Here is a 23,968-nt window from a genome sequence, read left to right on the forward strand (position 1 = left end):
CAAAAAGCCCCGCATCGCGTTCCGTCCCAACAGACATCATCCGGAACTGCCGCCAAGGCTCAAACACTACAACCGCCTCATCGCGCGCCGACGAGCCCAGGTTGAGACCACCTTCGCCACTCTCAAACGCCGCATGCGACTGACTTGCATCCGCTACGTTGGTCTGATGAAGGCAAGCGGGCAGGTCCTGCTCGCCTCGATCGCCTTCAACATGAGGCGGTGGGCCACGATCGCGGCCTGAGCCGCCCGCCGAGGGCGACCACTACAGACTTGGCTGGCAATTGCCGTAACCACGGCCCTTCTCCTGCCGTCCTCAACTTCAAAAGCCGATAACGCAACAGGCCCACAAGGGGAGAAGGAAGAAAAGCGCCGCCCCTATTTCAGTTTACCCGTGGACAGATCCATGATCATGCGTGTGGCCAGATACAACCGCGGCACGATGCTGCCCACCTGCACATATTCGGCGTCGTTGGAGTGCGCACCGAAGCCCGACAGGCCCATGCCCTCCACTACGGCTCCACTGGTCTTCAGCGCGGCAAACGCTGCGTCTGTGCCGCCCCCGGTCGCCTTCTCGTCGACCTTGAGGGACATTCCGAGCTCCTGATAGATCGTCTTGCCGTAGGCCGCCACGCGGCGTGAGGCCTCGTTGGCCTCTAACGGCGGGCGACGCACCTCGAACTTCAAATTGACCTTGGAGTCCTGCAGCAGGCGATTCTTGATCTTGTCCTGCAGCGCCTTCTCCAACTCGTCGAAGTCGGACACCTTGAGCGCGCGCGCATCGGCCTGGGCGGTGGCGTCGGCAGGGATCACGTTGCGGTTGGTGCCTGATTTGGAGACCGTCCAGTTCAGCTTCAGGCCCTGCTCCGGCTTGGACAGGTCCTTCATCTGCAGAACCTGGTGCGAGAGCTCGTACAGCGCATTCACGCCGCCTTCCGGCCGTGCGCCCGCATGGGAGGACTTGCCCTGCACCGTGAGATAGGCCGAGCCGATGCCGCTGGTGGCCAGGCGCAGCGTGCCGTCGGTGCCGCCGCCTTCGAACGAGAACACCGCGTCCTGATCAGAGGCGAATTTGGTGATGGTGCTGCGCCAGCCGGGGGAGGAGATCTCCTCGTCGCCGTTCGTGAGCACCGTGAGCGTGCCGTAATCCCTGAAGGCCAGCTTCTGCAGCAAGGCCACGGTGTGGAGAATGAGCGCGACGCCCTGCTTGTCGTCGGCAATGCCGAGGCCATAGGCCTTGTCGCCGTCGATGCGGAACGGCTGATCCTTCAGCATGCCCTTCAGGTACACCGTGTCCATATGGGCGATCAGCATGATCTTTTTAGTTCCCGTGCCCTTGAACACGGCGTGCACGGCCGGCCCGATCTTCTCGGGCGTGTCGTCGAGGCGATAGATGTCGGTGGGTTGCAGGATCTCCACCGTGCCGCCGAGCTGCTTGAGCTGACCGGCAACGCGCTCGGCGATCTGGTTCAGGCCTTCGATGTCCTTGCTGCCGGATTCGATGGAGACGAGATCACGCAGCGTATCGAGCAGCGGCTGCTGCTCTTTCTGCGCCAGCGCGTGAACATCGGCGACCGGCTCGGCCCGCACCATCGTTGCGGCACAGGTCAGCCAGAGTGAGGCGATCAACGGGGCAACGAATGGAGCAGGGCGAAATCGAGGCATGAGCGGCCATCCTTAGGGCTGAGGATGGCCCGGTATGCCTCCGTTTCCGGTGCTTGTCACGCGCCGTCGCGCGTCATGCGCCGCTTGAGCGGAGCACGACGGCGAGGGGCGTCCGCCGCTACTTCGATGGCGGTCCGAGATCCAGCGGCGGCAGCTCGATCTGCGGCACCTCGATCTTGATCGTGTTGGGATCGATGTTGGTCTGCACGCCCTTGTAATGCATGACCATCGACGGGAACGCGATCACCAGACCGACCATGATCATCTGGATGACGACGAATGGCACCGCGCCCCAATAAATCTGGCCTGTGGTGACCGGTTCCATCCGCTTGCCGGTGAGCCGATCGGTGTAGCGCTCCTTCGGCGCGACCGAGCGGAGATAGAACAAGGCGAAGCCGAACGGCGGATGCATGAACGACGTCTGCATGTTGACGCCGAGGATGACGCCGAACCAGATCAGGTCGATGCCGAGATGCTCGGCGGCAGGCCCGAGCAACGGGATCACGATGAAGGCCAGCTCGAAGAAGTCGAGGAAGAACGCCAGCACGAACACGAAGACGTTGACGAAGATCAGGAAGCCGACCTGGCCGCCGGGCAGGGAGGTGAGCAGGTGCTCGACCCAGACGTGGCCGTTGACGCCGTAGAAGGTGAGCGAGAACACGCGGGCGCCGACCAGGATGAACACGACGAAAGCGGACAGCTTGGCGGTCGATTCCGTGGCTTGCCGGATCAGGTCCCAGCTCAGCCGCCGCTTCGCGGCACCGAGGATGAGGGCGCCGGCGGCACCCATCGCGCCGCCTTCGGTCGGGGTCGCGATGCCGATGAAGATCGTACCCAGCACCAGGAAGATCAGGAACAGCGGGGGCACCATGACGAAGGTGGTCTGCTGCGCCATCTTCGAGAGGAAACGGAAGCCGGTGAGCTTGTCGATGACCCAGTTCACCACGGCGACGGCGAAGGCGAAGATGATGCCGCAGAACATGCTGAGCACGACGTAATCGGCACCATGCACGGTCGAATTGCGCATCATGAACCAACCAAACACGCAGCTCGCGAGGAACAGCATACCGAGCGAGACCAGGCCGCGGCTGCCACTCTCCTCGCGGAAGCCGATGGCTTCCTTCGGCAGGCCCGGGGTGGCCTTCGGGAAGAACATGCTGACGAGGAAGGCGTAACCGGCGTAAAGGCCGGCGAGCACGAGACCGGGGATGAAGGCGCCTTCGTACATGTCGCCGACGGACTTGCCGAGCTGGTCGGCCATCACGATCAGAACGAGCGAGGGCGGAATGATCTGCGCGAGCGTGCCGGACGCGGCGATGACGCCGGCGGCCACGCGGCGGTCATAGCCATAGCGCAGCATGATCGGCAGCGAGATCAGGCCCATCGAGATGACGGAGGCGGCGACCACGCCCGTCGTTGCGGCGAGCAGCGCGCCGACGAAGATCACGGCATAGGCAAGGCCGCCGCGGATGGTCCCGAACAATTGGCCGATGGTGTCGAGCAGATCCTCGGCCATGCCCGATCGTTCCAGCACAAGCCCCATGAAGGTGAAGAAGGGAATGGCGAGCAGCGTGTCGTTGTTCATCACGCCGTAGACGCGCTCCGGAAGAGCCTGGAGGAAGTCCGGCCGGAACTCGCCGAGCTGGATGCCGACGATGGCGTAGAACAGGCCCACGGCGCCGAGCGAGAATGCCGCGGGATAGCCAAGCAGCAGCATGACGACCAGCGACGCGAACATGATGGGCGCCATATTGGCGATGATAAACGCGGTCATGATTCCCCCTAAACCGTCGCCAACGGCTACTTCTTCTCGATCGCTTCGACGAGATGCTCGACTTCCGCCTCCAGCGCCGACACCTGGGATTCATGCGGGTCCGGAATCATTCCGCGCATGACGGCAATTCGCTTGATCAGCTCGGAGATGCCTTGAACGAGCAGGAAGGCGAACCCGATCATGATCAGGGATTTGGCGGGCCATTGCGGCAGACCGCCGGCGTTGCCGGATTGCTCGTTGATATGGAACGAGCGCTGGAAGAACGGCACGCCGGTGATGATCATGACGATGCACAGCGGAATGAGGAAGAACAGGTGACCGATCACATCGATGAGGTTACGGACCGTCTTCGGCAGCGTGTTGTTCACGATGTCGATGCGGATATGCTCGTTGTCGAGCAGCGTCCAGGGCGAGCACAGCAGAAACACGATGCTGAACAGCACCCATTGCAACTCGAGCCACGAATTGGAGGAGGTGTCGAACGTCTTGCGGATGATCGCATTGACCGCCGAGATGATGACGGCGGCCACGATCAGCCACGCCAGGCGTTTGCCCGTCCAGCGTGTGAACGCGTCAATCCCTTGGCTCAGCTTCAGGAGCGCTTGCAACGATAGGTCCTCCCCGATGGTGTGCCCCGGCCGTCTTGACTGCGCCGAAGCGGGCGCGTGGCTTATCTCGCCGCGCAGGCATGAGGCTGCCGCACCAAACCAGCGGGCGTGCCGCCCGTCAATTGGAAGTTTGTTGATAGTTAAGGGGAATAAGGCCGCAGCCGAGGGTGTCAGCCGCCGGTGACGCTCATGTGCCTGGAGACGCTGGGACGGTCGTGGCGGCGGTCGATGATGAAATCGTGGCCCTTGGGTTTCAGGCCGATGGCGCGGTCGATCGCATCTGCAAGCAGCATGTCGTCATCGGATGCACGCAGAGGTTTGCGCAGATCGGAGGCATCCTCGTGGCCGAGGCAGGTGTGCAGCGTTCCCGTACAGGTAATGCGAACCCGGTTGCAGGATTCGCAGAAATTATGGGTCATCGGCGTGATGAAGCCGAGCTTGCCGCCGGTCTCGCTGACGCTGACATAGCGGGCCGGACCTCCGGTGCTCTCCGCTAAATCCGTCAGCGTGAATTGCTGGGCGAGGCGCGCGCGCACCAGCGAGAGCGGCAGATACTGGTCGATGCGGCCCGAGCCGATCTCGCCCATCGGCATGACCTCGATCAGCGTCAGGCCCATGCCCTTGCCGTGGGCCCAGCGCATCAGGTCGGGAAGCTCGTCCTCGTTGAGGTTCTTCAGCGCCACCGCGTTGATCTTCACGGCAAGTCCTGCGGCGCGCGCGGCCTCGATGCCTTCCAGCACCTTGTCGATCTCGCCCCAGCGGGTGATCTCGCGAAACTTCTTGGGATCGAGCGTATCGAGCGAGACGTTGATGCGGCGCACGCCACAATCGGCGAGCTCGCTTGCGTGTTTCGCAAGCTGGGTGCCGTTGGTGGTCAGCGTCAGCTCGTTCAGGGCGCCGCTCGACAGATGCCGCGACAGCGAGCGGACCAGCGTCATCACGTTGCGCCGGACCAGCGGCTCGCCACCGGTGAGCCGCAGCTTCTTGACGCCCTTGGCGATGAAGGCCGAGCAGAGCCGGTCGAGCTCCTCCAGCGTCAACAGGTTCGCTTTGGGCAGGAACGTCATGTCTTCCGACATGCAGTAGAAGCAGCGGAGGTCGCAGCGGTCGGTGACCGAAACGCGCAAATAGCTGATGGTCCGCCCGAACGGATCGGTCATCGGGGTGGACAGCGCGGCGGATCCGTTCATGCGAGAGGCCTTGTCACTGGCGGCGACGGGCGCACCTTGGCTTCAGCGGTGCTCGGCACCCAATCTAAGCATCGGACGCGGCGAGGACAATCGGGTGGTATACGTAGATCAGCGCCTGCCGGCATTCGGATCGGGGAATGGTGAGCCCGCGGCCGTTGCGGCCTCAGTCGGTGCCGCGGCAGGCGCAGCGGCGGCCGGTTTGGGCTTCCTGGGCCGGTGCGGCTTGCGGATCGGTTTCGGCGGAGTGGCCGGCTGGAGTTCCGCGAACACCGGATTGGGGTCGGTGGCCACCGCGGCCGGGGTGGTGAAATCCCCGGGATTCTTGATCACGTTCACCGGGACGCTCGCCGGCTGGTACTTGGGCAGCGCGAAAGCGACCGTAAACGGGGCCTCGGGTGCGGGAACCGAGACGGAGCAGAGTGTCTTGCAGCCCGGCCCGAGCGAGGTCGTGGCGTCGGCACCTGGCGGGTTGGATTCGATTCGGACCTGGACGGTCGGCGGAGCCGATTTGAACATGTCCCAGGACATCGAGGAGCAGCCACCAAGACTTGCCGCTCCCAATAGACTCGCTCCGGCTAACGCAACCGCGATGACACGACGCATGACCCATCCACTTCAACTGCGACGAACCGCCACATACCCCCGCGCGGACCTTAGGAGCGTCGTCCGGGGCAGGCAACCGGCGGGCTGCGCATAGATAATGAATGGTTAAGGGGGTATTCGCGGAATAACGAAGCTATATCAATAGTTTGATAGAGCTATGCCGTCATTAGGCTGCTGGCGGCGGCCGGCAGGTCACGCATGTGATGGATCAGCCGGTCCGGCTTCAGCTCGGCGATCGGCACGTCGGTGTAGCCAAAACTGACCCCGATCACCGGCACTCCGGCCCGGCGGGCCACCCCGACATCGGTTCCGGCATCGCCGACCATGATGCTGGCTTTGACCGCTCCGCCGGCGCGCGCCACCGTTTCACGAAAGATAGTCGGGTCGGGCTTCTGGACGCCAAAGGTGTCCGCGCCGCAGATCGCCGCGAAGCGGCGACTGAGGTCGAGCTGGTCCAGAAGCCGCTTCGACAGCCATTCCAGCTTGTTGGTGCAGACGGCGAGGCGATGGCCTTGCGCGGAAAAATGGTCCAGCGCGGCCTCGAGCCCCTCGAAGGGCCGGGATTCGACGGCGATATGATCGGCGTAATAGGCGATGAAATCCGCGGTCATCCGGTCCATGTCGGCGGGGGTGACCGTGCGGCCCTCGGCCTCCAGCCCCCGCTCGATCAGCTTGCGGGCGCCGGCGCCGATCATGTTGCGGGCCGAGGCCATCGGCACGGGCGGCAGCCCTTCGCGGTCGAGCACGTGGTTCAGCGCGGTGATCAGGTCGGGCGCCGTATCCACAAGCGTGCCGTCGAGATCGAAGACGATGGTGTGAGGGGAGGTCATGGTCCAAGCGCTACCGGCCCGGTCAGGTCAGTGCAAGGGGTGGCGCCATAAGATCAGCTTATAGCCTGTTCCCCAGACCCTGTTCTCCGGCGGAAAACGAGGCTACACAGGCCGCCGAAAGCGGCCACGATCGGCGGCATGTTCGAGACTTCAGAGGCGGGCGCAAACGTGAATATGGACCAGTTGAAGCGACAGGCCGCGGCGCGCGCGCTCGAGGAGGTGCGGGACGGCATGCAGCTCGGGCTCGGCACCGGCTCGACCGCCAAGCATTTCGTCGAGCTGCTCGGCGAGCGCGTCGCCGCCGGGCTCAAGGTGATCGGCGTGCCGACCTCCGAGGCGACGCGCCTCGATGCGACGCGGTGCGGCGTGCCGCTGACCACGCTCGACGAGATCGACCATCTCGACATCACCATCGACGGCGCCGACGAGATCGATGCCGAACTCAACCTGATCAAGGGCGGCGGCGGTGCGCTGCTGCGTGAGAAGATCGTGGCGGCCGCGTCGGATCGCATGATCGTGATTGCAGATGACACCAAATGGGTGCCCACGCTCGGCAAATTTCCGCTGCCGATCGAGGTCATCCCGTTCGGGCTCGGCGCGACGCGACGGGCGATCGAGAAGGCATTTGCCGAATGCGGCGTTTCCGGGCAAATGGCGGTCCGCAAGGCCAAGGGCGGGGACAAGGACGGCCACGTTTTCGTCACCGACGGCGGCCACTGGATCGTCGATGCCCAGCTCGGACAGATCGGGGATCCTGCCCGCCTCGCCAGCGCGTTGAGCGCGATCCCCGGCGTGGTCGAGCACGGGTTGTTCATTGGCTTGGCCAGCTCGGCTGTTCTGGCGGGCGGCGAGGGAATTCGCGTGATTGAACGGCGTAAGCCGAAAGGAGACTAGGAATGAAGTGCGTTTTGAAATTTTTGCCGGCTGCGACCCTCGCTGTGGGACTGGCCCTCTCGGTCGTCCCGGCCGCTGCGCAGCAGGCCGCGCCCAAGGCTGGCGCTGCGCCCGCCCAGCCCAAAGCCTCGCCTGCGGCGATCGCGGCGGCGAGGGAGATCCTGCAGATCAAGAACGCCACCGCGATGTACGCGGGCGCCGTGCCTGGTCTCGTCGAGAAGACCAAGATCGCGCTGACCCAGCAGAACCTCAACTACCAGAAGGATCTCAACGAGGTCGCCCCGATCGTCGCCCAGCAGCTGCAAGGCCGCCAGAACGAGATCGGCGAAGGCATGGCGCAGATCTATGCCAGCGAGTTCACCGAGCAGGAGCTGAAGGATCTCGTCACCTTCTACAAGTCGCCGCTGGGCAAGAAGCTGATCGATGCCGAGCCGCGCGCCATCGGCCTGTCCATGGCCTTCATGAACTCCTGGGCCCAGAACTTCGCCGAGACCGTGATGGGAGCCTTCCGCGCCGAGATGCGCAAGCGTGGCAAGGAGATCTGACAGACACTATCTGATCAGGACTTCCTGACAGGGGTCGGAGTGGACAATGGCTGAATTCGACGTCGACCTCTTCGTCATCGGTGGCGGCTCGGGCGGCGTGCGTGCCGCCCGCATCGCGGCCGGTTACGGCGCCCGCGTGACGATTGCGGAAGAGTACCGCATGGGCGGGACCTGCGTGATCCGCGGCTGCGTGCCGAAGAAGCTGTTCGTGATCGGCTCGCATTTTCGTCACGAGCTCGAGGACGCCGCAGGTTACGGCTGGACCGTTCCGTCCGCCAGCTTCGACTGGCCGACGCTGATCGCCAACAAGGACAAGGAAATCGCGCGGCTGGAGGCGGCCTACACCGCCAATGTCGAGAAGTCAGGCGCGCAAATCGTCAAGAGCCGGGCGGTGATCGAGGACAAGCACACGGTCCGCCTGCTCGAGAACGACCGCAAGATCACCGCAAGGTACATCCTGATCGCTACCGGCGGCGCGCCCAACCACGGCGCCTCGATTCCCGGCATCGAGCACGTGATCTCCTCCAACGAAGCGTTCCACCTGAAGAAGCTGCCGAAGCGGATCGTGATCCAGGGCGGCGGCTACATCGCGCTGGAATTCGCCGGCATCTTCGCCGGCTTCGGCTCCGACGTCACCGTGATCTATCGCGGCGACAACATCCTCCGCGGTTTTGACGAGGATGTTCGCACCCACGTTCGTGCCGAGATGGAGAAGCAGGGCATCACCATTCTCACCGGCTGCACGGTGAGCAAGGTCGATCGCCACGGCGATGAATTCACCACGCATCTGTCGAACGGATCGAGCATCGCTTCGGAGCAGGTGATGTTCGCGATCGGCCGTCATCCGGCCGTCGCCAATCTTGGGCTCGAGAACGCCGGCGTTGCCATCAACCCGAACAATGGCGGTATCGCGGTCGATCATTTCTCCAGGAGCTCGGTCGACAGCATCTATGCGATCGGCGACGTCACCCATCGCTTCAACCTGACGCCGGTCGCAATCCGCGAAGGCCACGCCTTCGCCGACACCGTGTTCGGCAAGCGCGAGGTGAAGGTCGACCACGCCAATATCCCGACCGCCGTGTTCTCGCAGCCGGAGGTCGGCACCGTTGGTCTCACCGAGACTGAAGCGCGCGCGCAGTTCAGTCACGTCGACATCTACAAGACCTCGTTCCGCCCGATCAAGGCGACGATGTCGGGCCGCGACACCCGCGTGCTGATGAAGCTCGTGGTCGACGGCTCGACCGATCGCGTGCTCGGCTGCCACATCGTCGGCGATGCCGCTGCCGAGATCACGCAAGCCGTTGCCATCGCGGTGAAGATGAAGGCGACCAAGGCTGATTTCGACGCGACGATCGCGCTGCATCCGACCGCGGCCGAAGAGCTCGTCACCATGCGCACCCCGACCGCGCGCCACGTGCGCCAGGCCGCGGAGTAGGGCGTCTCCTAAGCGTAGAGATATCCGACCGGCTTGCCTTCGGTGCGCAGCGGACGAACGTCCTTTTGCGTGATGATCTGGCCGGCGAGACCGTCGATCTCGTCGCGCTGCGTCGGCGTCCAGCCGCGAAGGCCGTCGATGCCCTTGAGAAGGCCGAGCCGGAGCACCTGCGTGTTCTCGCCGACCGCGACAAGGCTGATCGAGCGCTTGCCTGCGGTCACGACGTCGCCGGCCGCGAGCTCGAAGGCCTCACCCGCCTTGTTCCTAAATTCGGCCGTGCCACGAATGACGCGATAGATCACGACCTCGCCCTTGGCGAACGAGGCGGCGTTCGCGGATGCCGACGGACTCTTCGGCAGAAGCAACCGGCCGCGCGGATCGGTTGCGATGATATGGCCGGTGACGAGCTGGCCGCTCGGCGCCTCGATGCCGATATCGCGCACGTAAACCGGCAGCGCCGATTTGATCGAGCCGTCGCCAAGCGGCTTGAACAGTGCATCCAGCGCCAGGGGATCCTGAAGCCAGAAGCCGGCATTGGCCGGGCGATCGTGCAGCGGATGGCTCCAGGCCACGCGCGGCGTTTCGGCTTCGTTGATCTGATCGGGACCGACAATGGTGGGATTCGGAAAGGTGGTGGGATCGGTGATGAAGGCTTCGAGGAATTTGCCCGAATAGCCCATCGAGACCGGATCCGGCACCACCGTCTGCGGCGTCTTCAAATTCTCTTCGGTTGGCAAACCCGACCAGGTGTAGAACAGCTGGCGATGCACGATCGCGCTTTGCAGCATCACCGCGCCCGGGCCGACATTGTAGAAGCGCCCGTCATAGTCGAAGGTGAAAGCCCCCGAAGTGACCAGCACGAGCTGAAAGCCGCCGGGTGGAAGATGCAGATGGAAGTCGGTGGGACCGGTGTCGGGACGGTAGATCGGCAGATTGGTCGCGACTTCGTGGAGCAGGAAGGTTTCGTTGTTGGCGCGAAAGCCTTCGTCGGCGCGATTGTAGAGCGCTTGCGGGCGATACGTTGCCTCGAACTTCGCATTCCGGTCGCGATCGATTGCGACGAAGTCCTGCGTGTTGAGGCGGAGCGGCGCGCCATTCGGATGGGTGAGGCCGGTGGTCTTGAGATCGCCCGCAGCATGCACGTTCATGACGTTCTCCGCTCTGCGCCGTTGCTTCGCTTGCAACGTCACTGCGAATTTTGGGCCAGTTGGTTTGCGAAGCAGCAAGCGGGCCTGGCGCCGCGATGCCGGCATGCCCGTTCGGGAAAAATCCGGTGGTTGCACGGGAGGTTAGATCGACGGCCTGTTCTGATGGTCGGACGCGTGCTGGGGATGCGCGCTTCCCGCGCAGTGAGGGGAGCTGTCTAATTTGTCGGCAAGCCGCGAGTGCGCGTGCAGCGGCGGCGGTGCCGGATCGGTCCGATCGCGCCTTCAGGATTTAGCGAAAACGTCGCGACCGGGCCGGGCGGCGATTGACAGATTGTTCATGTTTTGTTCTTATGCTGCGACCGAGATGGAGGCACCCATGGACAACCGTATCAGCGAAATTCGCAGAACCATCAGAGCGCTCCGCGTCAGCATGCGCGAAGCCGAAGCGATCATGCATGAGCAGATCAACCGCGACGAGGACTGCAGCTTCGTGGCGCAGGAAGTCATCAAGATGCGCTCGGTCATGAGCCTGCTCGCGAAGGAGCGGATCGCGCTCGGTGATCACGAGCCGATCGTCGTGAACAATTTCTTCATCCCGCGGCGCCGGCCGACGCGAAAGCCGGTCGCGGCTCTTTCCCCGACCGTGGATTCCGTGTTCCGTCCGCGCGTGGTGGCGCGGGCTTGACGCGGAGGGCGGCTCAACCAAAAGCGTGAGGCGCGGCCCGATCCGGCTTGCCGGCCGGGCTGTCAGCCCACTTTGCCATCTCCGTGGTCCGCGCGTCGACGCCCTCGCACCAGAAGCAGCTTGGCCGCGCGCGGCCGTTCTCGGACAGGATCGGGACCAGGCTGTGGCCGCAACCGGCGCACCAGGCGATGTCAGTCATGCATTCCCCCACGGCGTAGCAAATTCAGAAATGACGTTCTCGTCCGCGAAGCTTGCGTGGGCGCTATGACGGCGCTGGAGCACTGCGCCCGATCGGCGCGCTCGTCCCTGAGATCGTCGATGTAGCGATCCATCGTGACACGGCTGCGATGTCGTCGCCGTTGTCGCGATAGGCGCGAAGCTGGAATTCGGCAGAACTGCCGCGGTCTATGATGACGCGGCAATGCTCGATCTCGGCGGCGCAGCCCAGCGCGTCGGCGTCCCCGGCGGTGTTGTCGATGATTCGGGTGAGCATCTCCGAGATCGTGACCGGTCCGTCTCTGGAGGCGAAGATGCAATCGGTGCCGTAGCGCTGGGCGCGCCATTTATTCTCCACCGCGATTGCGCGTTCGACGGCGGTGACCCCTTTGGACAGATCCGGCCGCAGATAGAGGTGGCGCGTCAGGCAGCGATAGAGCGAGGCGATGGCGACGGCATCGTCGACGAAGGTGCAGGTGTCGGGCGCCCGAAGCTCGAGGGTCGGGTGCCGCATTGACGGGCGCATCGCCCACCAGATGTGGCTCTCGTCGGGAATCACGCCGGAGCGCTGCAAGGCGCCGACATAGTCGTCGTAGTCCTGCCGGCTCTCGAACAGTTCGGGCAGGCCGGTGCGCGGCAGCTCTGAATAGGCGGCGAGACGGTAGCCCTTCAGCCCGGTCTTGTGCGAATTCCAGAACGGGGAGGAGGCGGACAGCGCGATGAACAGCGGCAGATGCGGCAGCATTGCCCGCATCACCGCCATGCGCTTCTCGGGATCGGGCAGCTGGACGTGCACATGCATGCCGCACATCATGTTGCGATGGCCGATGCTGCGCAGATCCTCGATCATCTCCTCATAGCGCGGTTTCGGGCTCGGCTGCGACATGCGCCAGACCGCGGTCGGGTGCGTGCCGCACGCCATGATCACGAAACCATATTGCGCGGCGACGTTGGCGACTTCGCGCCGCAGGAAGCGAAGCTCTTCGCGGGCATCGTTGACGTCGACGTGAACGTTGGTGGCGACCTCGAGCTGGGATTGCAGCATCTCCCGCATGGCCTGACCGCCGGTCGACCAATTCGCCGATTCGAACAGCTCGTTGGGCGTTTCGATCGCAACGTCGAACGTGCGCCGATCGGCCAGGAAGTATTCCTCCTCGATCCCGAAGGAATATTCAGCCGCCTTGCCGCCGCCGCCAGCGGAGCGAATCACGAGATGCTGCTTGTCTCGAGAGGAATCGAGGCGCAGCAGTTTCAAAACGTCCGAAGTAGATGTCATTGGGCCACCCGGCAAAGGCTTACCTGCGGGCGATAATCCGTCTGACGGGGGCGGGTTCCGCGTCACACCTACCGGAACTTGCAACGTCGAACGGAACAATCTTCACGTTTTCGGACGCGCGCGCGATCAGCGCGTGATTTGGCGGCACTTCGGTCCAGTCCGATTCCTTGTCGAACGGTTCGGACACGACGATGACCTGGCCGCCGTCCTCCCGGTAATAGAGCGTGTTTGCGGCGTCGTTGACCGCAACGCGAAATGCATAGAGATCCCGGCCGTTGGCGATCGCACTGGTGAAGCGCAGTCGTTCGCGCAGCTGCCCCTCATTGACGAGGCCGACGAGGGCGTGCAGCACGCGCCGCGTCGCTTGAAGCGGATCGCTGTCGAGCCCGGCACCCATCATCGCCAGGAACACGGCCTCCGAGTCGGTCGTGCCCAGCCGCGACGGATAATAAGCATCGGGGATCAGCGCCTCGACCTTGCGCCGCAGCCGATTCCAGCTCCCGACGAATCCGTTGTGCATGAACATCCAGTGGCCGCAGGCAAAGGGATGGCAATTCTGTCGCGTCACCGCCGTGCCGGTGGCGGCGCGCACATGGGCAAAGAACAAGTGCGAGCGCAGATGCCGGCAGAGATAGCGCAGGTTTTCGTCCGACCAGGCTGGGCGGGTCTCGCGATAAAGGCCGGGCTCCGGATGCTCGCCGTACCAGCCGAGACCAAAGCCGTCGCCATTCGAGCCCGCCGTGGATTGCAGCGAGCGGATGCTCTGCGCGACCAGCGAATGTTCGGGCTCGGTGACGTAAGGCTCAAACGAGGTGGTCTCGCCACGGTATGCGATCCAGCGGCACATGGGAGTTCCTGTGAGGCGGCGGATGGGTCGTGAGCTGCACTAACCGACGTGCCGGCCTCGTGGTTCCCGGCGCCAAGCAGCGATCACCAGAGCCGAGTTCAGTGTTACGATGCGGTAAGTCGACATTGGAGGCCGAGATGAACGATCAAGCCGTATTGGCCGCGCTTCAGCGACATTGGGACGCCTCGGATGCCAATGATTTCGAGGTCGAGCGTGATATCTATCGCGAGGACGCAGTGCTCGACTATCCGCAGTCAGGCGAGCGCATCCGCGGTCGCAGGAACATTCAGGAGAGCAGGTTCGTGCAGCCGAACCAGAAGCGCTTCACGGTTCGGCGGATCGTTGGCGGCGGCGATCTCTGGGTCAGTGAATTCGTGCTGAGCTATGACGGGGTGCCGTCTTATGTCGTGAGCATCATGGAATTTCATGACGGCTGGTGACGCACGAGACGCAATATTTCGGCGACCGCTTCGATCCCGCGCCATCCCGTGCGCATCTGGTCGAGCCGGTGGAGTGAGACGCGTTGATGCAGGTGCGCGACGAAATGGTGGCCTCTTGCCTCGGACACAGCACAGCGCCGACTTAGCGGTGCGCAGCAGGGCCGGGGCCTATGCAACGTTGTTCCCGGGGCCTGGCTCCGCGCAGCAACGCCTGAAGCGTTGTACGCGTCCCGGACAACAATGCACGACCATGGAACCGATGCGGCGGCTGGTCGCAGTCATCTCGCCTTGATTCCGACGGACCCACCTTTATCTCTGACACGAACAAGAATCCGGGCCCCTCTGGCGAGGACGCCGACGATGTCGGCAAACCTCGTGATGTCGGATGACCTGTCCCGCGCGAATGCGATGGATCGGCCGATCGTCGGGCCTCTGTATGTTCTCTCCGACCATTCGTCCCCATCGCAGCTCCGTGCGGTCATTTCGCAAGTTAAGGGAGCAACGATGTCTGACGCCAAATCCTCAAATCCGATCGAGATCGAGATCACGGAACCGTCCAGCCTGAACGAGCAGGCCGCGGTCGCGCTGGTGATCGTGGGCGCGCTGGTCGCGGTTGCCGACCGGCGGGTTTCGCCGGTCGAGCGCGACGAGGTGATCCGTTTCATCAGGGATCGCAAGCTGGCGCCGCACATTTCCGAAGAACGGCTCTATGCGATGTTCGATGAACTCGCCGAACGGCTCGAGGAGCCGGATTTTGCCAATGTCGTGATCGACACGCTGCGGCCGGTTTCGAACCTGCCGCTGTCGTCCCATTTGATTGAGCTGTCGGAGCGCGTGGCGGCGGCGGATGAGGACGTCCATCCCCATGAAGTGCAGGCGATCAAATTGTTGCGCTTGCTGACGCTGGTGCTGCCGCGCGCGAAGCCGGTCACGTCGGGTCAAGGGCGCACCGAACGGCAGATGGCCACAGAGGAGTAAGCATGAACGCAGCATCGAACGAGCGTACGAGTGAAGCCGCAGGTCCCGCCAGCGAAATGGCCGGCGGCGACCCGCGCCTCGAAAAGCTCGTCGATCGGCTGCCGCCCCGTATGGGTGACACGGTCACCTATCTGCTCAAGCCGTCGAACCGCTGGGTCCGAATTCCATCGGGCGCGCTCCTCATTGTGGGCGGCGTGCTTTCCTTTCTTCCGATCCTCGGCGTCTGGATGCTGCCGCTCGGTCTCGCGCTGCTTGCCGAGGACGTGCCTGCGTTGCGCTCCTCACGGTCGAAGGTCCTGGATTGGGTCGAGCGGAAGAAGCCGCATTGGCTCGATCCGGCTGCGCCAAAAAATGATCAAACATGATTGAATTCATCACACCCGAAGCGCTCACTGCCCTCCTTCAAGTCGTCCTGATCGACCTCGTTCTCGCCGGCGACAATGCCGTCGTCATCGGCCTCGCCGCAGCGGGACTTCCGGCCGAACAGCGCCGCCGCGCCATCATCGTCGGTATCGCCGCCGCCACGGTACTGCGCATCGTCTTCGCCGGCGTCGCGACCCAGCTGCTGCAGGTCATCGGCCTGTTGCTTGCCGGCGGCGTATTGCTGCTCTGGGTTTGCTGGAAGATGTGGCGCGAGCTGCGCGAGCAGGCGCATGCGAGGCATCTGGCGTTCAGCCATGGCGGCGCGGATGGTGCGACCGTGCAGCGAAAGACCTTCGGTCAGGCTGCGGTGCAGATCGTTGCCGCCGACGTCTCGATGTCGCTCGACAACGTGCTCGCGGTCGCCGGCGCCGCGCGCGAGCATCCCTACATTCTTGTCTTCGGGCTGTTGCTGTCGGTCGCGATGATGGGCGTTGCCGCCGACCTGCTTGGCCGCGTGCTCCAGAAGCATCGCTGGGTCGCCTATATCGGCCTCGCCATCATCATTTACGTCGCCTTCGAGATGATCTATCGGGGCTCGCTCGAGCTCGCGCCTGTCATCGCGAGTCTCTGAGGCGACAACTCTTTCCGCAATCCGGAGTAATTCATGACGTCCGAACCCAAAGCACCTTCGGCGCAGGTCGAGCCGCCGCGCCTAGGCCTGTTTGCGCAGCTCATCTTTGGCTCGCGTTGGCTGCAAGTGCCGCTCTATGTCGGCCTGATCGTCGCGCAGGCCGTCTATGTGCTGCTGTTCCTGAAGGAGCTCTGGCATCTGGTCGCGCACTCGTTCGACGCCAGCGAGCAGCAGATCATGCTGGTCGTGCTCGGGCTGATCGACGTCGTCATGATCTCGAACCTTCTGATCATGGTGATCGTCGGTGGCTACGAGACCTTCGTTTCCCGCCTGAATCTGACCGGTCATCCCGACGAGCCGGAATGGCTGAGCCATGTCAATGCCAGCGTGCTCAAGATCAAGCTCGCGATGGCGATCATCGGCATCTCCTCGATCTCGTTGCTCAGGACCTTCATCGAGGCCGGCAATCTCGGCACCACGCGCAGCAATTTCACCGAGACCGGCGTGATGTGGCAGGTGTTGATCCACATGACCTTCATCGTCTCGGCGATCGGCATCGCCTGGGTCGACCGCCTCAGCGATAACGGCCATCGCAAGGAGGCCGGCCACGGCTGATCAACCTGGCCGTCCGAATCCTCCCGAGCGGCCAATCCTGAGCCCGCCTGATCGTCCGATCCGGCGGGCTCTTTTTTGAGATCGATAAAATTGTCCGCAATCCGCTCAGCCGCGGCAAACCCTGCGGACAAGAAGCGTGGTGCCTTAAACCAGACCTTTGGAACCGACCTGCATCCTGCTCGCAAAAGGCAGGGCTATCGGCATGTCAATTCTGAGGGAGATCGGCGCATCGGTCGCGGGAGTCTACGCGCTCCTGCTCGTCTGCGACGCATTGTTCGGGGTCGGTGAGGCGCGCTTCGACGACGCCTATTACCGCGCCAGCTTCTACGCGCCGCGGCCGAAGGAGTTTCGGTTTGCGAGCGACACGCCGCCGGCGGTCCGCGTCAGCGACGCGTTCGCGCAGTTCGCGCCGGGCGAGGCCAAGCCCAACAGGCGCTACTCGTCCCTGACGACGATCATCCGGTAGGGCCTGTGCTCTTTAATCCGCTGTCCGCCTGACGTCCGGTTTACCGCCAGCATCGGCCGAAGAGCGGATGGCCTCCGAGGTCGCCGATGGGTCAGGAGCCGAAGTGTCGCTTGTCGCCTTCGTATGCTCTATTCGTCGTAGTTGCGCCGTTGACCGCGGCAAAAAGCAAAGAGCCCCAATGAACCGATCCGTCCATGTTGCTGCAGGACTTTTTCATAGCCGGCCGTATGGTTTTGCTCAGGTTACAGTCATTCGGACGCCGTTCGGTGACGTGGTAAATGTGTCCGGCCAGGTAGCTTGGGATGCCGATCGAAACATCGTCGGTGCCGGTGACATCGGGCGTCAACTTGAAAAGAGCCTAGAAAACCTAGCTCTCGCATTGGCATCGGTTGGCGCGACGCTCGATGACGTCGGCTCACTCCGACTCTACATCAGGCTAAGTCACATGCATGAAAGTGGAGCGATCACCAGCGTTCTCAGGGCGGCGTTCGGCGAGAACCCGCCCTGCGCAACCTGGATCGGGGTGCCGAGCCTCGCCAACGACGCTTTCCTGATCGAGGTCGAACCCTCTAACGTTTTTCTTGCGCGCAAGTAAATGGCTGACGGCAGCAGTGGGTCACAAGCCGCAGATCACGCTCAAGGTGGTTGACTTCCGCGTTACGATGGTGAACCGACATTTATGGGTATACGCCCTGGTTCAATGCGCACGCCGGCGGTCCCGCGGCCTTCAGCTTGGCGGCTTCCTCGTCGGTGAAGACGCGGCTGCGCGTCGGGAATCGCACGCCTTTCAGCGTTTCCACGGGAACGCCCGGGCTGCGGCCGTAAACGATATCTACAAGGCCTTGTGTTGCCCGACGGGCAAAACACGCGAGCGGTGGGGCAACGCCCGCCACCAAAAATATTCCACTTTACCGAAATTCGGAAATCGCGTATGTGTCGCTGCATCCCGGCCCAACGAAGAGGGGCGTATCGCGATCGTCACGAACGCGGGCCGGGTGGCGGTGGACGCAGATGACATCGGCGCGAAGGATTTCGCAGGGCGGGCAACCGTGAGCGAAACACCTGGCGCACACGACCGGTGTGATCCGCGTACGGCAAAATCGTGTGGTCCTGACACCCGGGGTCTGTGCGTCAAGTCTTGCGGTGATGTGGCGGTCCAACCGGGCACGCGCATCAGCCATCCGCAAGTCGACGGGGGCAATAGTGCATCGCTCCCCGGGGAGAGCACGACATAAGCCGTCAAACCACTGCGCAGGGAAGGCCGGGATGCTCCGGTTGCCCTGTTACCCGCTATGCATGAAGCACACGCAATCTGCTCTGGCATGGCGGTCGATGGGAGCCAACCGGCTCCCGGCCTTCCCTGCGCCCTCATTCAAAAGAGGGTGAAGCGATCGTGCAAAGCTCGGGCGAGAAAAGCCGCGAGGACGCGAAGCTGTGTCTCAGTCCCCCTGAATCCATTCGGCGACGCCTCGCCACAGCGTGTCGCGGTGCTCGGGGCGGAAGAAGCCGAAATGGCCTATTGCTTTGGCGCCGACATCGGACGGCTTGATGTTGAGCACCTCCGGCTTGATCGCGGTGAACCCGCTCGCGAGCAGCTCGACCGCCGGCCGCGTCGCCCAGGGATCGTCCGAGAAGCACAGCGCCCGCAGTTCGCCCTTGAACTTCGCAAAATTCTCCAGCGCCGGCAGCTTGGAATCGAAGAGATAACGGGGGCTCGAGACCCACTCGGCCCATTGCAGGAAGACGCCCTTGGGCAAATCCTCGCCGACGCCGGCCCAGCCGGGGGCATAGCCGAGCGTATGGGCGAGCGGGACGCCAATGAGGTTCATGAAGGCGAAGACGCGGTATTTCTCCGGCGAGGTCATCAGCCGCCACGTCGCGGCCTGCGAGGCCACGAAGGCGGCGCGCGAGATTTCGCTGTTGTTGGCGATCAGCCCCAGCGCCTGACCGCCGAAGGAATGGCCGACATAGGCCAGCGGCAGGGTGTTGTACCGCTCCCGCATCCAGCTGACCGCGGCGGTGACGTCGAGCGCGGCCCAGTCCGACATCGAGGCCTTGAAGCCGACCAGCGATTTCGGCTGGTTGTAGCCGACCATCGCCGGCAGCCGGGAATCGCCGATGCCGCGATAGTCGTAAGTGAGCACCGCGCGGCCGCGATGGGCGAGATAGGAGGCAAAGCCCCGGTAGATCTTGCGCGGCACGGCGGTCGCCGAATTGATCAGGACGGCATGCCGTTTGGTGCCGCGCGGCAGGAACAGGGTGCCGGCCAGGGCATACCCGTCGGTCGCCGGGAAGTTGATCTCGTCGATGAAAACGTCGTCCAGTGCCGCGTCCATGGGCGCAAGGTATCCTGCCAGTTGCCTCGCCCTCCCAGCAAATGCGAATTTGGCTTTCCCCGCAAGGGTTTGCAGGACCAAATGGATTTACAACTGGCGGGGCGGGGCCAGCCTGTGTATAAGGCGGCCCTCGCAACCTACAGATCAGGTTGTGCTTTTTGCTTCACGGAGAGATTGCGATGTCCGAGCGGTGGACGCCCGAGTCCTGGCGCAGCAAGCCGGTGCTACAGGTGCCCGACTATCCCGACGCCAAGGCCCTGGCCGACGTGGAGGCGCAGCTTGCGACCTTTCCGCCGCTGGTGTTCGCGGGCGAGGCGCGCAACCTGAAGAAGGCGCTGGGGCGCGTTGCGGCCGGCGAGGCCTTCCTGCTGCAGGGCGGCGACTGCGCCGAGAGCTTTGCCGAGCACGGCGCCAACAACATCCGCGATTTCTTCCGCGTGCTGCTGCAGATGGCGGTGGTGCTGACCTACGCCGGCGCCGTCCCGGTGGTGAAGGTCGGCCGCGTCGCCGGCCAGTTTGCAAAGCCGCGGTCGTCGCCGACCGAGAAGCTCAATGGTATCGAGCTGCCGAGCTACCGCGGCGACATCGTCAACGACATCGCCTTCACCAAGGAAGCGCGCGTGCCGGATCCGCAGCGCCAGCTGATGGCCTATCGCCAGTCGGCGGCGACGCTGAACCTGCTCCGCGCCTTCGCCACCGGCGGCTACGCCAATCTCGGCAGCGTGCATCAGTGGATGCTGGGCTTCCTCAAGGATTCACCGCAGTCCCGCCGCTACAAGGAGCTGGCCGATCGCATCTCGGACGCGCTCAACTTCATGCGCGCCTGCGGCCTCGATCTCGAAGCCCATCCCGAGCTGCGCGCCACCGATTTCTACACCAGCCACGAGGCGCTGCTGCTCGGCTACGAGCAGGCGATGACCCGCGTCGATTCCACCACTGGCGACTGGTACGCGACCTCGGGCCACATGATCTGGATCGGCGACCGCACCCGCCAGCTCGATCACGGCCATATCGAATATTTCCGCGGCATCAAGAACCCGATCGGGCTGAAATGCGGCCCGTCGCTCAAATCCGACGAGCTCTTGAAGCTGATCGACGTGCTCAACCCCGACAACGAGCCGGGCCGGTTGACGCTGATCGGCCGCTTCGGCTCGGACAAGGTCGGCGAGCACCTGCCGAACATGATCCGCGCCGTGAAGCGCGAGGGCAAAGTGGTGGTCTGGTCGTGCGACCCCATGCACGGCAACACCATCACCTCGACCTCAGGCTACAAGACGCGCCCGTTCGACCGGGTTCTGTCTGAGGTGAAGTCTTTCTTCACGATCCATGCCGCCGAAGGCACCCATGCCGGCGGCGTGCATCTGGAGATGACCGGGCAGGACGTTACCGAGTGTATCGGCGGCGCCCGGGCGATCACGGACGAGGACCTCAACGACCGCTACCACACGGTCTGCGATCCCCGCCTCAATGCCGAGCAATCCATCGACATGGCTTTCCTGATCGCCGAGCTCCTCAAGCAGGAACGCGCCGGCAAGGCCACGCCGATGCCGGCCGCAGCGGGGCTCTAGGATCTTGCTGCGGATCTGGAAGGCCACGATCAATTCCCGTAACGGTCTGGCCTTTGCGTTCCGATCGGAGCAGGCCGTCCGCGAGGAGATTTTTGCGCTCCTCGCCTCGCTGCCGCTGGCCTGGTTGATCGGCGCGACCGCGATGCGCGCGGTCGAGCTGGTCTGTTCGGTTGCGTTCGTGCTGACCGTGGAGTTGCTCAACACCGCGATCGAAAAGCTTGCCGATCGGCTGACGATGGATCACGACAAGCAGATCGGGCGGGTCAAGGACATGGGCTCGGCCGCCGTCGGCGTCGCGCTGCTGATGGCCGGCGCGTTCTGGATCATCGCCATCATCGAGCGACTGGGATTTATCTGATCGGAGCGCGGCGGCCATGACCGAACGTCTCAAAGCATTCGCGGTCACGCTCGCCCAGCTCAATCCGACCCTGGGCGACATCGAGGGTAACGCCGCGAAGGCGCGCGATGCGCGCGCGAGAGCCATCGCCGACGGCGCCGATCTCGTGCTGTTTCCGGAATTGTTCATCGCCGGCTATCCGCCGGAAGACCTCGTGCAGAAGCCGGCCTTCCAGGCGGCCTGCCGCGCCGCGATCGAGGCACTGGCCCGAGAGACCGCCGATGGCGGGCCGGCCATGCTGATCGGCACGCCCTGGGTCGAGGACGGCAAGCTCTACAATGCCTGCGCGCTGCTCGACGGCGGGCGCATCGCTGGTTTGCGTTTCAAATGCAATCTGCCGAACTACGGCGTGTTCGACGAGAAGCGGTTGTTTTCGCGCGGCCCTGCCGCTGGCCCTGTGACCGTGCGCGGCGTGCGCATCGGCGTGCCGATCTGCGAGGACATCTGGCTGGAGGAATCCGAGGACTACGAGAACGTGGTCGAGACGCTGGCCGAGACCGGCGCCGAGATCATCCTGGTGCCGAACGGCTCGCCTTACGCCCGCGACAAGAGCGACGTGCGCCTGTCGGTCGCGGTGGCGCGCGTGACCGAAAGCGCGCTGCCGCTGGTCTATCTCAACCAGGTGTGCGGCCAGGACGAACTGGTGTTCGACGGCGCGTCCTTCGCGCTCAACAGCGATCTTTCGCTTGCTGCGCAATTGCCGGCGTTCGAGGAGAGCATCGTCACGCTGCGCTTTGCGAGAAATGGCGACGACTGGCGCTGCACGGGCCCGATCGCCGGGCAACCCGAGGGCGACAAGGCCGATTACGCCGCCTGCGTGCTGGGCCTGCGCGACTACGTCACCAAGAACGGTTTTCCCGGCGTGCTGCTCGGCATTTCCGGCGGCATCGACTCGGCCCTCTGCGCGGCGATCGCGGTCGATGCGCTCGGCGCCGATCAGGTGCACGGCGTAATGCTGCCGTATCGCTACACCGCAGCACACTCCATCGCCGATGCGGGCGAGCTCGCCGGCCATCTCGGCATCCGCTATGAGGTGCTGCCGATCGCGGAGGCTGTGACCGGCTTCGAGACCATCCTCTCGGGCCTCTTCAAGAATCTGCCGCCTGATATCACCGAGGAGAACCTCCAGGCCCGCAGCCGCGGCACGCTCTTGATGGCGATCTCCAACAAGACCGGGTTGATGGTGGTGACGACAGGCAACAAGTCGGAAATGTCGGTCGGCTACGCCACGCTCTATGGCGACATGAACGGCGGCTTCAACCCGATCAAGGACATCTACAAAACGCAGGTGTTTCGGCTGGCGAGCCTGCGCAACGGCTGGAAGCCCGATGGCGCGCTCGGGCCGGCGGGCGAGGTGATCCCGCCCGACATCATCACACGGCCGCCGAGCGCGGAGCTGCGCGAGAACCAGACCGACCAGGATTCGCTGCCGCCCTATGAGGTGCTCGATGCCATCCTGGAGCGTCTTGTCGAGCGTGAGCAGCCGCTGGATCAGATCATCGCCGCCGGTTTCGATCGCGAAACGGTCACCCGCATCGACCATCTGCTCAACGTCGCCGAATACAAGCGCCGGCAGGCCGCGCCCGGCGTGAAGGTGACGCCCAGGAATTTCGGCCGCGACCGCCGCTATCCCATCACCAACCGCTTTCGCGACAAGGGCGAGGGGCTGCCCGCCGGGGACGAGACGCTGGTCTCGCGCGGCAGCAAGGCGTCGATCGACGCGTTCGAGGGGTGAAGCTTTCGGTGTGAGGGCAATAGCGCCCCATGGTTCGCTGTCATCATCCGCGAAGGCGGATGATCCAGTACTCCGCGGCGGATATTGAGACGACCGACTTCGGCCATAGCGCGTCAATAGGGATGGCCGCGCTGGTGTCGAGCAGGTGAGGCATGGCAGACGAGTTCATCCTAGATATTGAGGATCTCCGTGAGGTCGCTGCCTACGCGGCGGATAATGCCGCGGACGTGCTGGAGATATTCGAGCAATCGTATCCCGCAGATTCCCGTCCGCGCGATGCGCTCGAAACCGCCCGGACGTTCGCAAGAGGAGGCAAGCGGGTGAAGGCCTTGCGCGATGCTGCCTGGGCCGCGCTGAAGGCAGCAAAGGAAGCCGAAAATGCAGCAGCCAGCCAAGCTGCGCGCGCGGCGATGTGTGCCTCATCCGCGGCCTATCTCCATCCCTTGGCTCGATCGACTCAGGTCAGGCATATTCTCGGCGCGCCCGCCCATGCAGCCCGGGCCACTGAACTTGCAGCGGGCGATGCTGCAGATGTTGGTGCCGACTATGTTGAGCGCGCCGTCCGGCGCGCGACGCCTGGGCTCGTCGAGGTTCTGCGCCGCTACCCGCTCGCACCGTCCGGTGGAGGGCGGGTTGGCGAACTGCTGCGCGCAATCGATCGCAGGCTTCGCAGCGAACTGGCGTAACCAGATGCCCGCCTCGCAAGGTAATGGCGGTGAGAACTCA

The 23,968-nt window shown here is 63.9% G+C and carries 26 protein-coding genes and 1 pseudogene; 16 read left to right on the forward strand and 11 right to left on the reverse strand.

Going from position 1 to position 23,968, the window contains the following annotated elements:
• On the forward strand, positions 1-241 hold a 241-nt coding region (locus GA0061098_RS04140; protein ID WP_165637154.1), incomplete at its 5' end, for a transposase.
• Between the two features lie 134 nt (positions 242-375).
• Here the strand turns inward: GA0061098_RS04140 and GA0061098_RS04145 are convergent.
• The 6 genes from GA0061098_RS04145 to GA0061098_RS04170 all read right to left on the reverse strand — a co-directional run bounded on the left by GA0061098_RS04145 (position 376) and on the right by GA0061098_RS04170 (position 6,667).
• Complete coding sequence (locus GA0061098_RS04145; RefSeq protein ID WP_091953958.1) at positions 376-1,662, reverse strand: M20/M25/M40 family metallo-hydrolase; 1,287 nt, start codon at positions 1,660-1,662, stop codon at positions 376-378.
• Between the two features lie 118 nt (positions 1,663-1,780).
• Positions 1,781-3,436, reverse strand: a complete 1,656-nt coding sequence (locus GA0061098_RS04150; RefSeq protein ID WP_091953961.1) for a TRAP transporter large permease — start codon at positions 3,434-3,436, stop codon at positions 1,781-1,783.
• Between the two features lie 26 nt (positions 3,437-3,462).
• Positions 3,463-4,044, reverse strand: coding sequence for a TRAP transporter small permease subunit (locus tag GA0061098_RS04155; RefSeq protein ID WP_091953964.1), 582 nt, complete (start codon positions 4,042-4,044; stop codon positions 3,463-3,465).
• A 170-nt stretch (positions 4,045-4,214) separates the two neighbouring features.
• Positions 4,215-5,234 carry a GTP 3',8-cyclase MoaA gene (gene moaA / locus GA0061098_RS04160; protein ID WP_091953967.1) on the reverse strand — a complete coding sequence of 340 codons (1,020 nt, stop codon included), beginning with the start codon at positions 5,232-5,234 and terminating at the stop codon, positions 4,215-4,217.
• Between the two features lie 108 nt (positions 5,235-5,342).
• On the reverse strand, positions 5,343-5,837 hold the full coding sequence (locus GA0061098_RS04165) for a hypothetical protein (RefSeq protein WP_091953971.1): 495 nt from the start codon (positions 5,835-5,837) through the stop codon (positions 5,343-5,345).
• A gap of 155 nt (positions 5,838-5,992) precedes the next feature.
• Positions 5,993-6,667: an HAD family hydrolase gene (locus GA0061098_RS04170; RefSeq protein ID WP_091953975.1), complete on the reverse strand. Its 675-nt coding sequence runs from the start codon at positions 6,665-6,667 to the stop codon at positions 5,993-5,995.
• 168 nt (positions 6,668-6,835) lie between these two features.
• On the opposite strand from GA0061098_RS04170, the gene rpiA reads away from it, so the two are divergent.
• The 3 genes from rpiA to gor are packed head-to-tail and all read left to right on the forward strand — an operon-like array spanning position 6,836 to position 9,541.
• Positions 6,836-7,561: a ribose-5-phosphate isomerase RpiA gene (rpiA, locus tag GA0061098_RS04175; protein ID WP_091955138.1), complete on the forward strand. Its 726-nt coding sequence runs from the start codon at positions 6,836-6,838 to the stop codon at positions 7,559-7,561.
• 2 nt (positions 7,562-7,563) lie between these two features.
• Positions 7,564-8,106, forward strand: coding sequence for a DUF2059 domain-containing protein (locus GA0061098_RS04180; RefSeq protein WP_091953978.1), 543 nt, complete (start codon positions 7,564-7,566; stop codon positions 8,104-8,106).
• 46 nt (positions 8,107-8,152) lie between these two features.
• A complete protein-coding gene (gene gor / locus GA0061098_RS04185) occupies positions 8,153-9,541 on the forward strand; it encodes a glutathione-disulfide reductase (RefSeq protein WP_091953981.1) in 1,389 nt (462 codons plus the stop codon).
• An 8-nt stretch (positions 9,542-9,549) separates the two neighbouring features.
• Here gor and GA0061098_RS04190 read toward each other — a convergent pair whose 3' ends face one another.
• Positions 9,550-10,689 carry a hypothetical protein gene (locus GA0061098_RS04190; RefSeq protein WP_091953984.1) on the reverse strand — a complete coding sequence of 380 codons (1,140 nt, stop codon included), beginning with the start codon at positions 10,687-10,689 and terminating at the stop codon, positions 9,550-9,552.
• Positions 10,690-11,065: 376 nt separating this feature from the next.
• Here GA0061098_RS04190 and GA0061098_RS44730 point away from each other — a divergent pair, with 376 nt between their 5' ends.
• Entirely contained in the window at positions 11,066-11,374 is a 309-nt protein-coding gene (locus GA0061098_RS44730) for a hypothetical protein (protein WP_245323152.1), read from the forward strand.
• Positions 11,375-11,387: 13 nt separating this feature from the next.
• Here the strand turns inward: GA0061098_RS44730 and GA0061098_RS04200 are convergent, their stop codons facing one another.
• The 3 genes from GA0061098_RS04200 to GA0061098_RS04210 all read right to left on the reverse strand — a co-directional run bounded on the left by GA0061098_RS04200 (position 11,388) and on the right by GA0061098_RS04210 (position 13,713).
• The gene (locus tag GA0061098_RS04200) at positions 11,388-11,573 is read right to left on the reverse strand and encodes a hypothetical protein (RefSeq protein WP_091953987.1); all 186 of its coding nucleotides are present in this window, start codon (positions 11,571-11,573) and stop codon (positions 11,388-11,390) included.
• A gap of 63 nt (positions 11,574-11,636) precedes the next feature.
• Positions 11,637-12,866: a carboxylate-amine ligase gene (locus tag GA0061098_RS04205; RefSeq protein ID WP_129590808.1), complete on the reverse strand. Its 1,230-nt coding sequence runs from the start codon at positions 12,864-12,866 to the stop codon at positions 11,637-11,639.
• Between the two features lie 19 nt (positions 12,867-12,885).
• Complete coding sequence (locus GA0061098_RS04210) at positions 12,886-13,713, reverse strand: class II glutamine amidotransferase (protein ID WP_091953990.1); 828 nt, start codon at positions 13,711-13,713, stop codon at positions 12,886-12,888.
• Between the two features lie 137 nt (positions 13,714-13,850).
• Here GA0061098_RS04210 and GA0061098_RS04215 point away from each other — a divergent pair.
• From GA0061098_RS04215 to GA0061098_RS04245, 7 genes and pseudogenes are all read left to right on the forward strand, one after another.
• Positions 13,851-14,230, forward strand: a pseudogene (locus GA0061098_RS04215) (nuclear transport factor 2 family protein).
• Between the two features lie 427 nt (positions 14,231-14,657).
• A complete protein-coding gene (locus GA0061098_RS04220; protein WP_091955142.1) occupies positions 14,658-15,131 on the forward strand; it encodes a tellurite resistance TerB family protein in 474 nt (157 codons plus the stop codon).
• Positions 15,132-15,133: 2 nt separating this feature from the next.
• Entirely contained in the window at positions 15,134-15,496 is a 363-nt protein-coding gene (locus GA0061098_RS04225; RefSeq protein ID WP_091953994.1) for a hypothetical protein, read from the forward strand.
• Positions 15,493-16,125, forward strand: coding sequence for a TerC family protein (locus GA0061098_RS04230; protein ID WP_091953997.1), 633 nt, complete (start codon positions 15,493-15,495; stop codon positions 16,123-16,125). Before GA0061098_RS04225 ends, GA0061098_RS04230 begins: the two co-directional genes overlap by 4 nt.
• Positions 16,126-16,158: 33 nt before the next feature.
• Positions 16,159-16,740: a TIGR00645 family protein gene (locus tag GA0061098_RS04235; protein ID WP_091954000.1), complete on the forward strand. Its 582-nt coding sequence runs from the start codon at positions 16,159-16,161 to the stop codon at positions 16,738-16,740.
• Between the two features lie 202 nt (positions 16,741-16,942).
• Entirely contained in the window at positions 16,943-17,206 is a 264-nt protein-coding gene (locus GA0061098_RS04240) for a hypothetical protein (protein ID WP_091954003.1), read from the forward strand.
• Between the two features lie 178 nt (positions 17,207-17,384).
• On the forward strand, positions 17,385-17,801 hold the full coding sequence (locus GA0061098_RS04245) for a RidA family protein (protein ID WP_091955146.1): 417 nt from the start codon (positions 17,385-17,387) through the stop codon (positions 17,799-17,801).
• Positions 17,802-18,645: 844 nt separating this feature from the next.
• Here the strand turns inward: GA0061098_RS04245 and GA0061098_RS04255 are convergent.
• Complete coding sequence (locus GA0061098_RS04255) at positions 18,646-19,542, reverse strand: alpha/beta hydrolase family protein (RefSeq protein WP_091954008.1); 897 nt, start codon at positions 19,540-19,542, stop codon at positions 18,646-18,648.
• A 179-nt stretch (positions 19,543-19,721) separates the two neighbouring features.
• On the opposite strand from GA0061098_RS04255, the gene GA0061098_RS04260 reads away from it, so the two are divergent.
• From GA0061098_RS04260 to GA0061098_RS04275, 4 genes are all read left to right on the forward strand, one after another.
• Complete coding sequence (locus GA0061098_RS04260; protein ID WP_091954011.1) at positions 19,722-21,110, forward strand: class II 3-deoxy-7-phosphoheptulonate synthase; 1,389 nt, start codon at positions 19,722-19,724, stop codon at positions 21,108-21,110.
• 4 nt (positions 21,111-21,114) lie between these two features.
• Positions 21,115-21,468, forward strand: a complete 354-nt coding sequence (locus GA0061098_RS04265; RefSeq protein WP_028145281.1) for a diacylglycerol kinase — start codon at positions 21,115-21,117, stop codon at positions 21,466-21,468.
• A 16-nt stretch (positions 21,469-21,484) separates the two neighbouring features.
• Positions 21,485-23,242 carry an NAD+ synthase gene (locus GA0061098_RS04270; RefSeq protein ID WP_091954014.1) on the forward strand — a complete coding sequence of 586 codons (1,758 nt, stop codon included), beginning with the start codon at positions 21,485-21,487 and terminating at the stop codon, positions 23,240-23,242.
• 152 nt (positions 23,243-23,394) lie between these two features.
• A complete protein-coding gene (locus GA0061098_RS04275) occupies positions 23,395-23,928 on the forward strand; it encodes a putative immunity protein (RefSeq protein ID WP_091954017.1) in 534 nt (177 codons plus the stop codon).
• Positions 23,929-23,968: the final 40 nt, after the last annotated feature.

Origin of the sequence: Bradyrhizobium shewense, from assembly GCF_900094605.1 — a bacterium.
Taxonomy (GTDB): Bacteria; Pseudomonadota; Alphaproteobacteria; order Rhizobiales; family Xanthobacteraceae; genus Bradyrhizobium; species Bradyrhizobium shewense.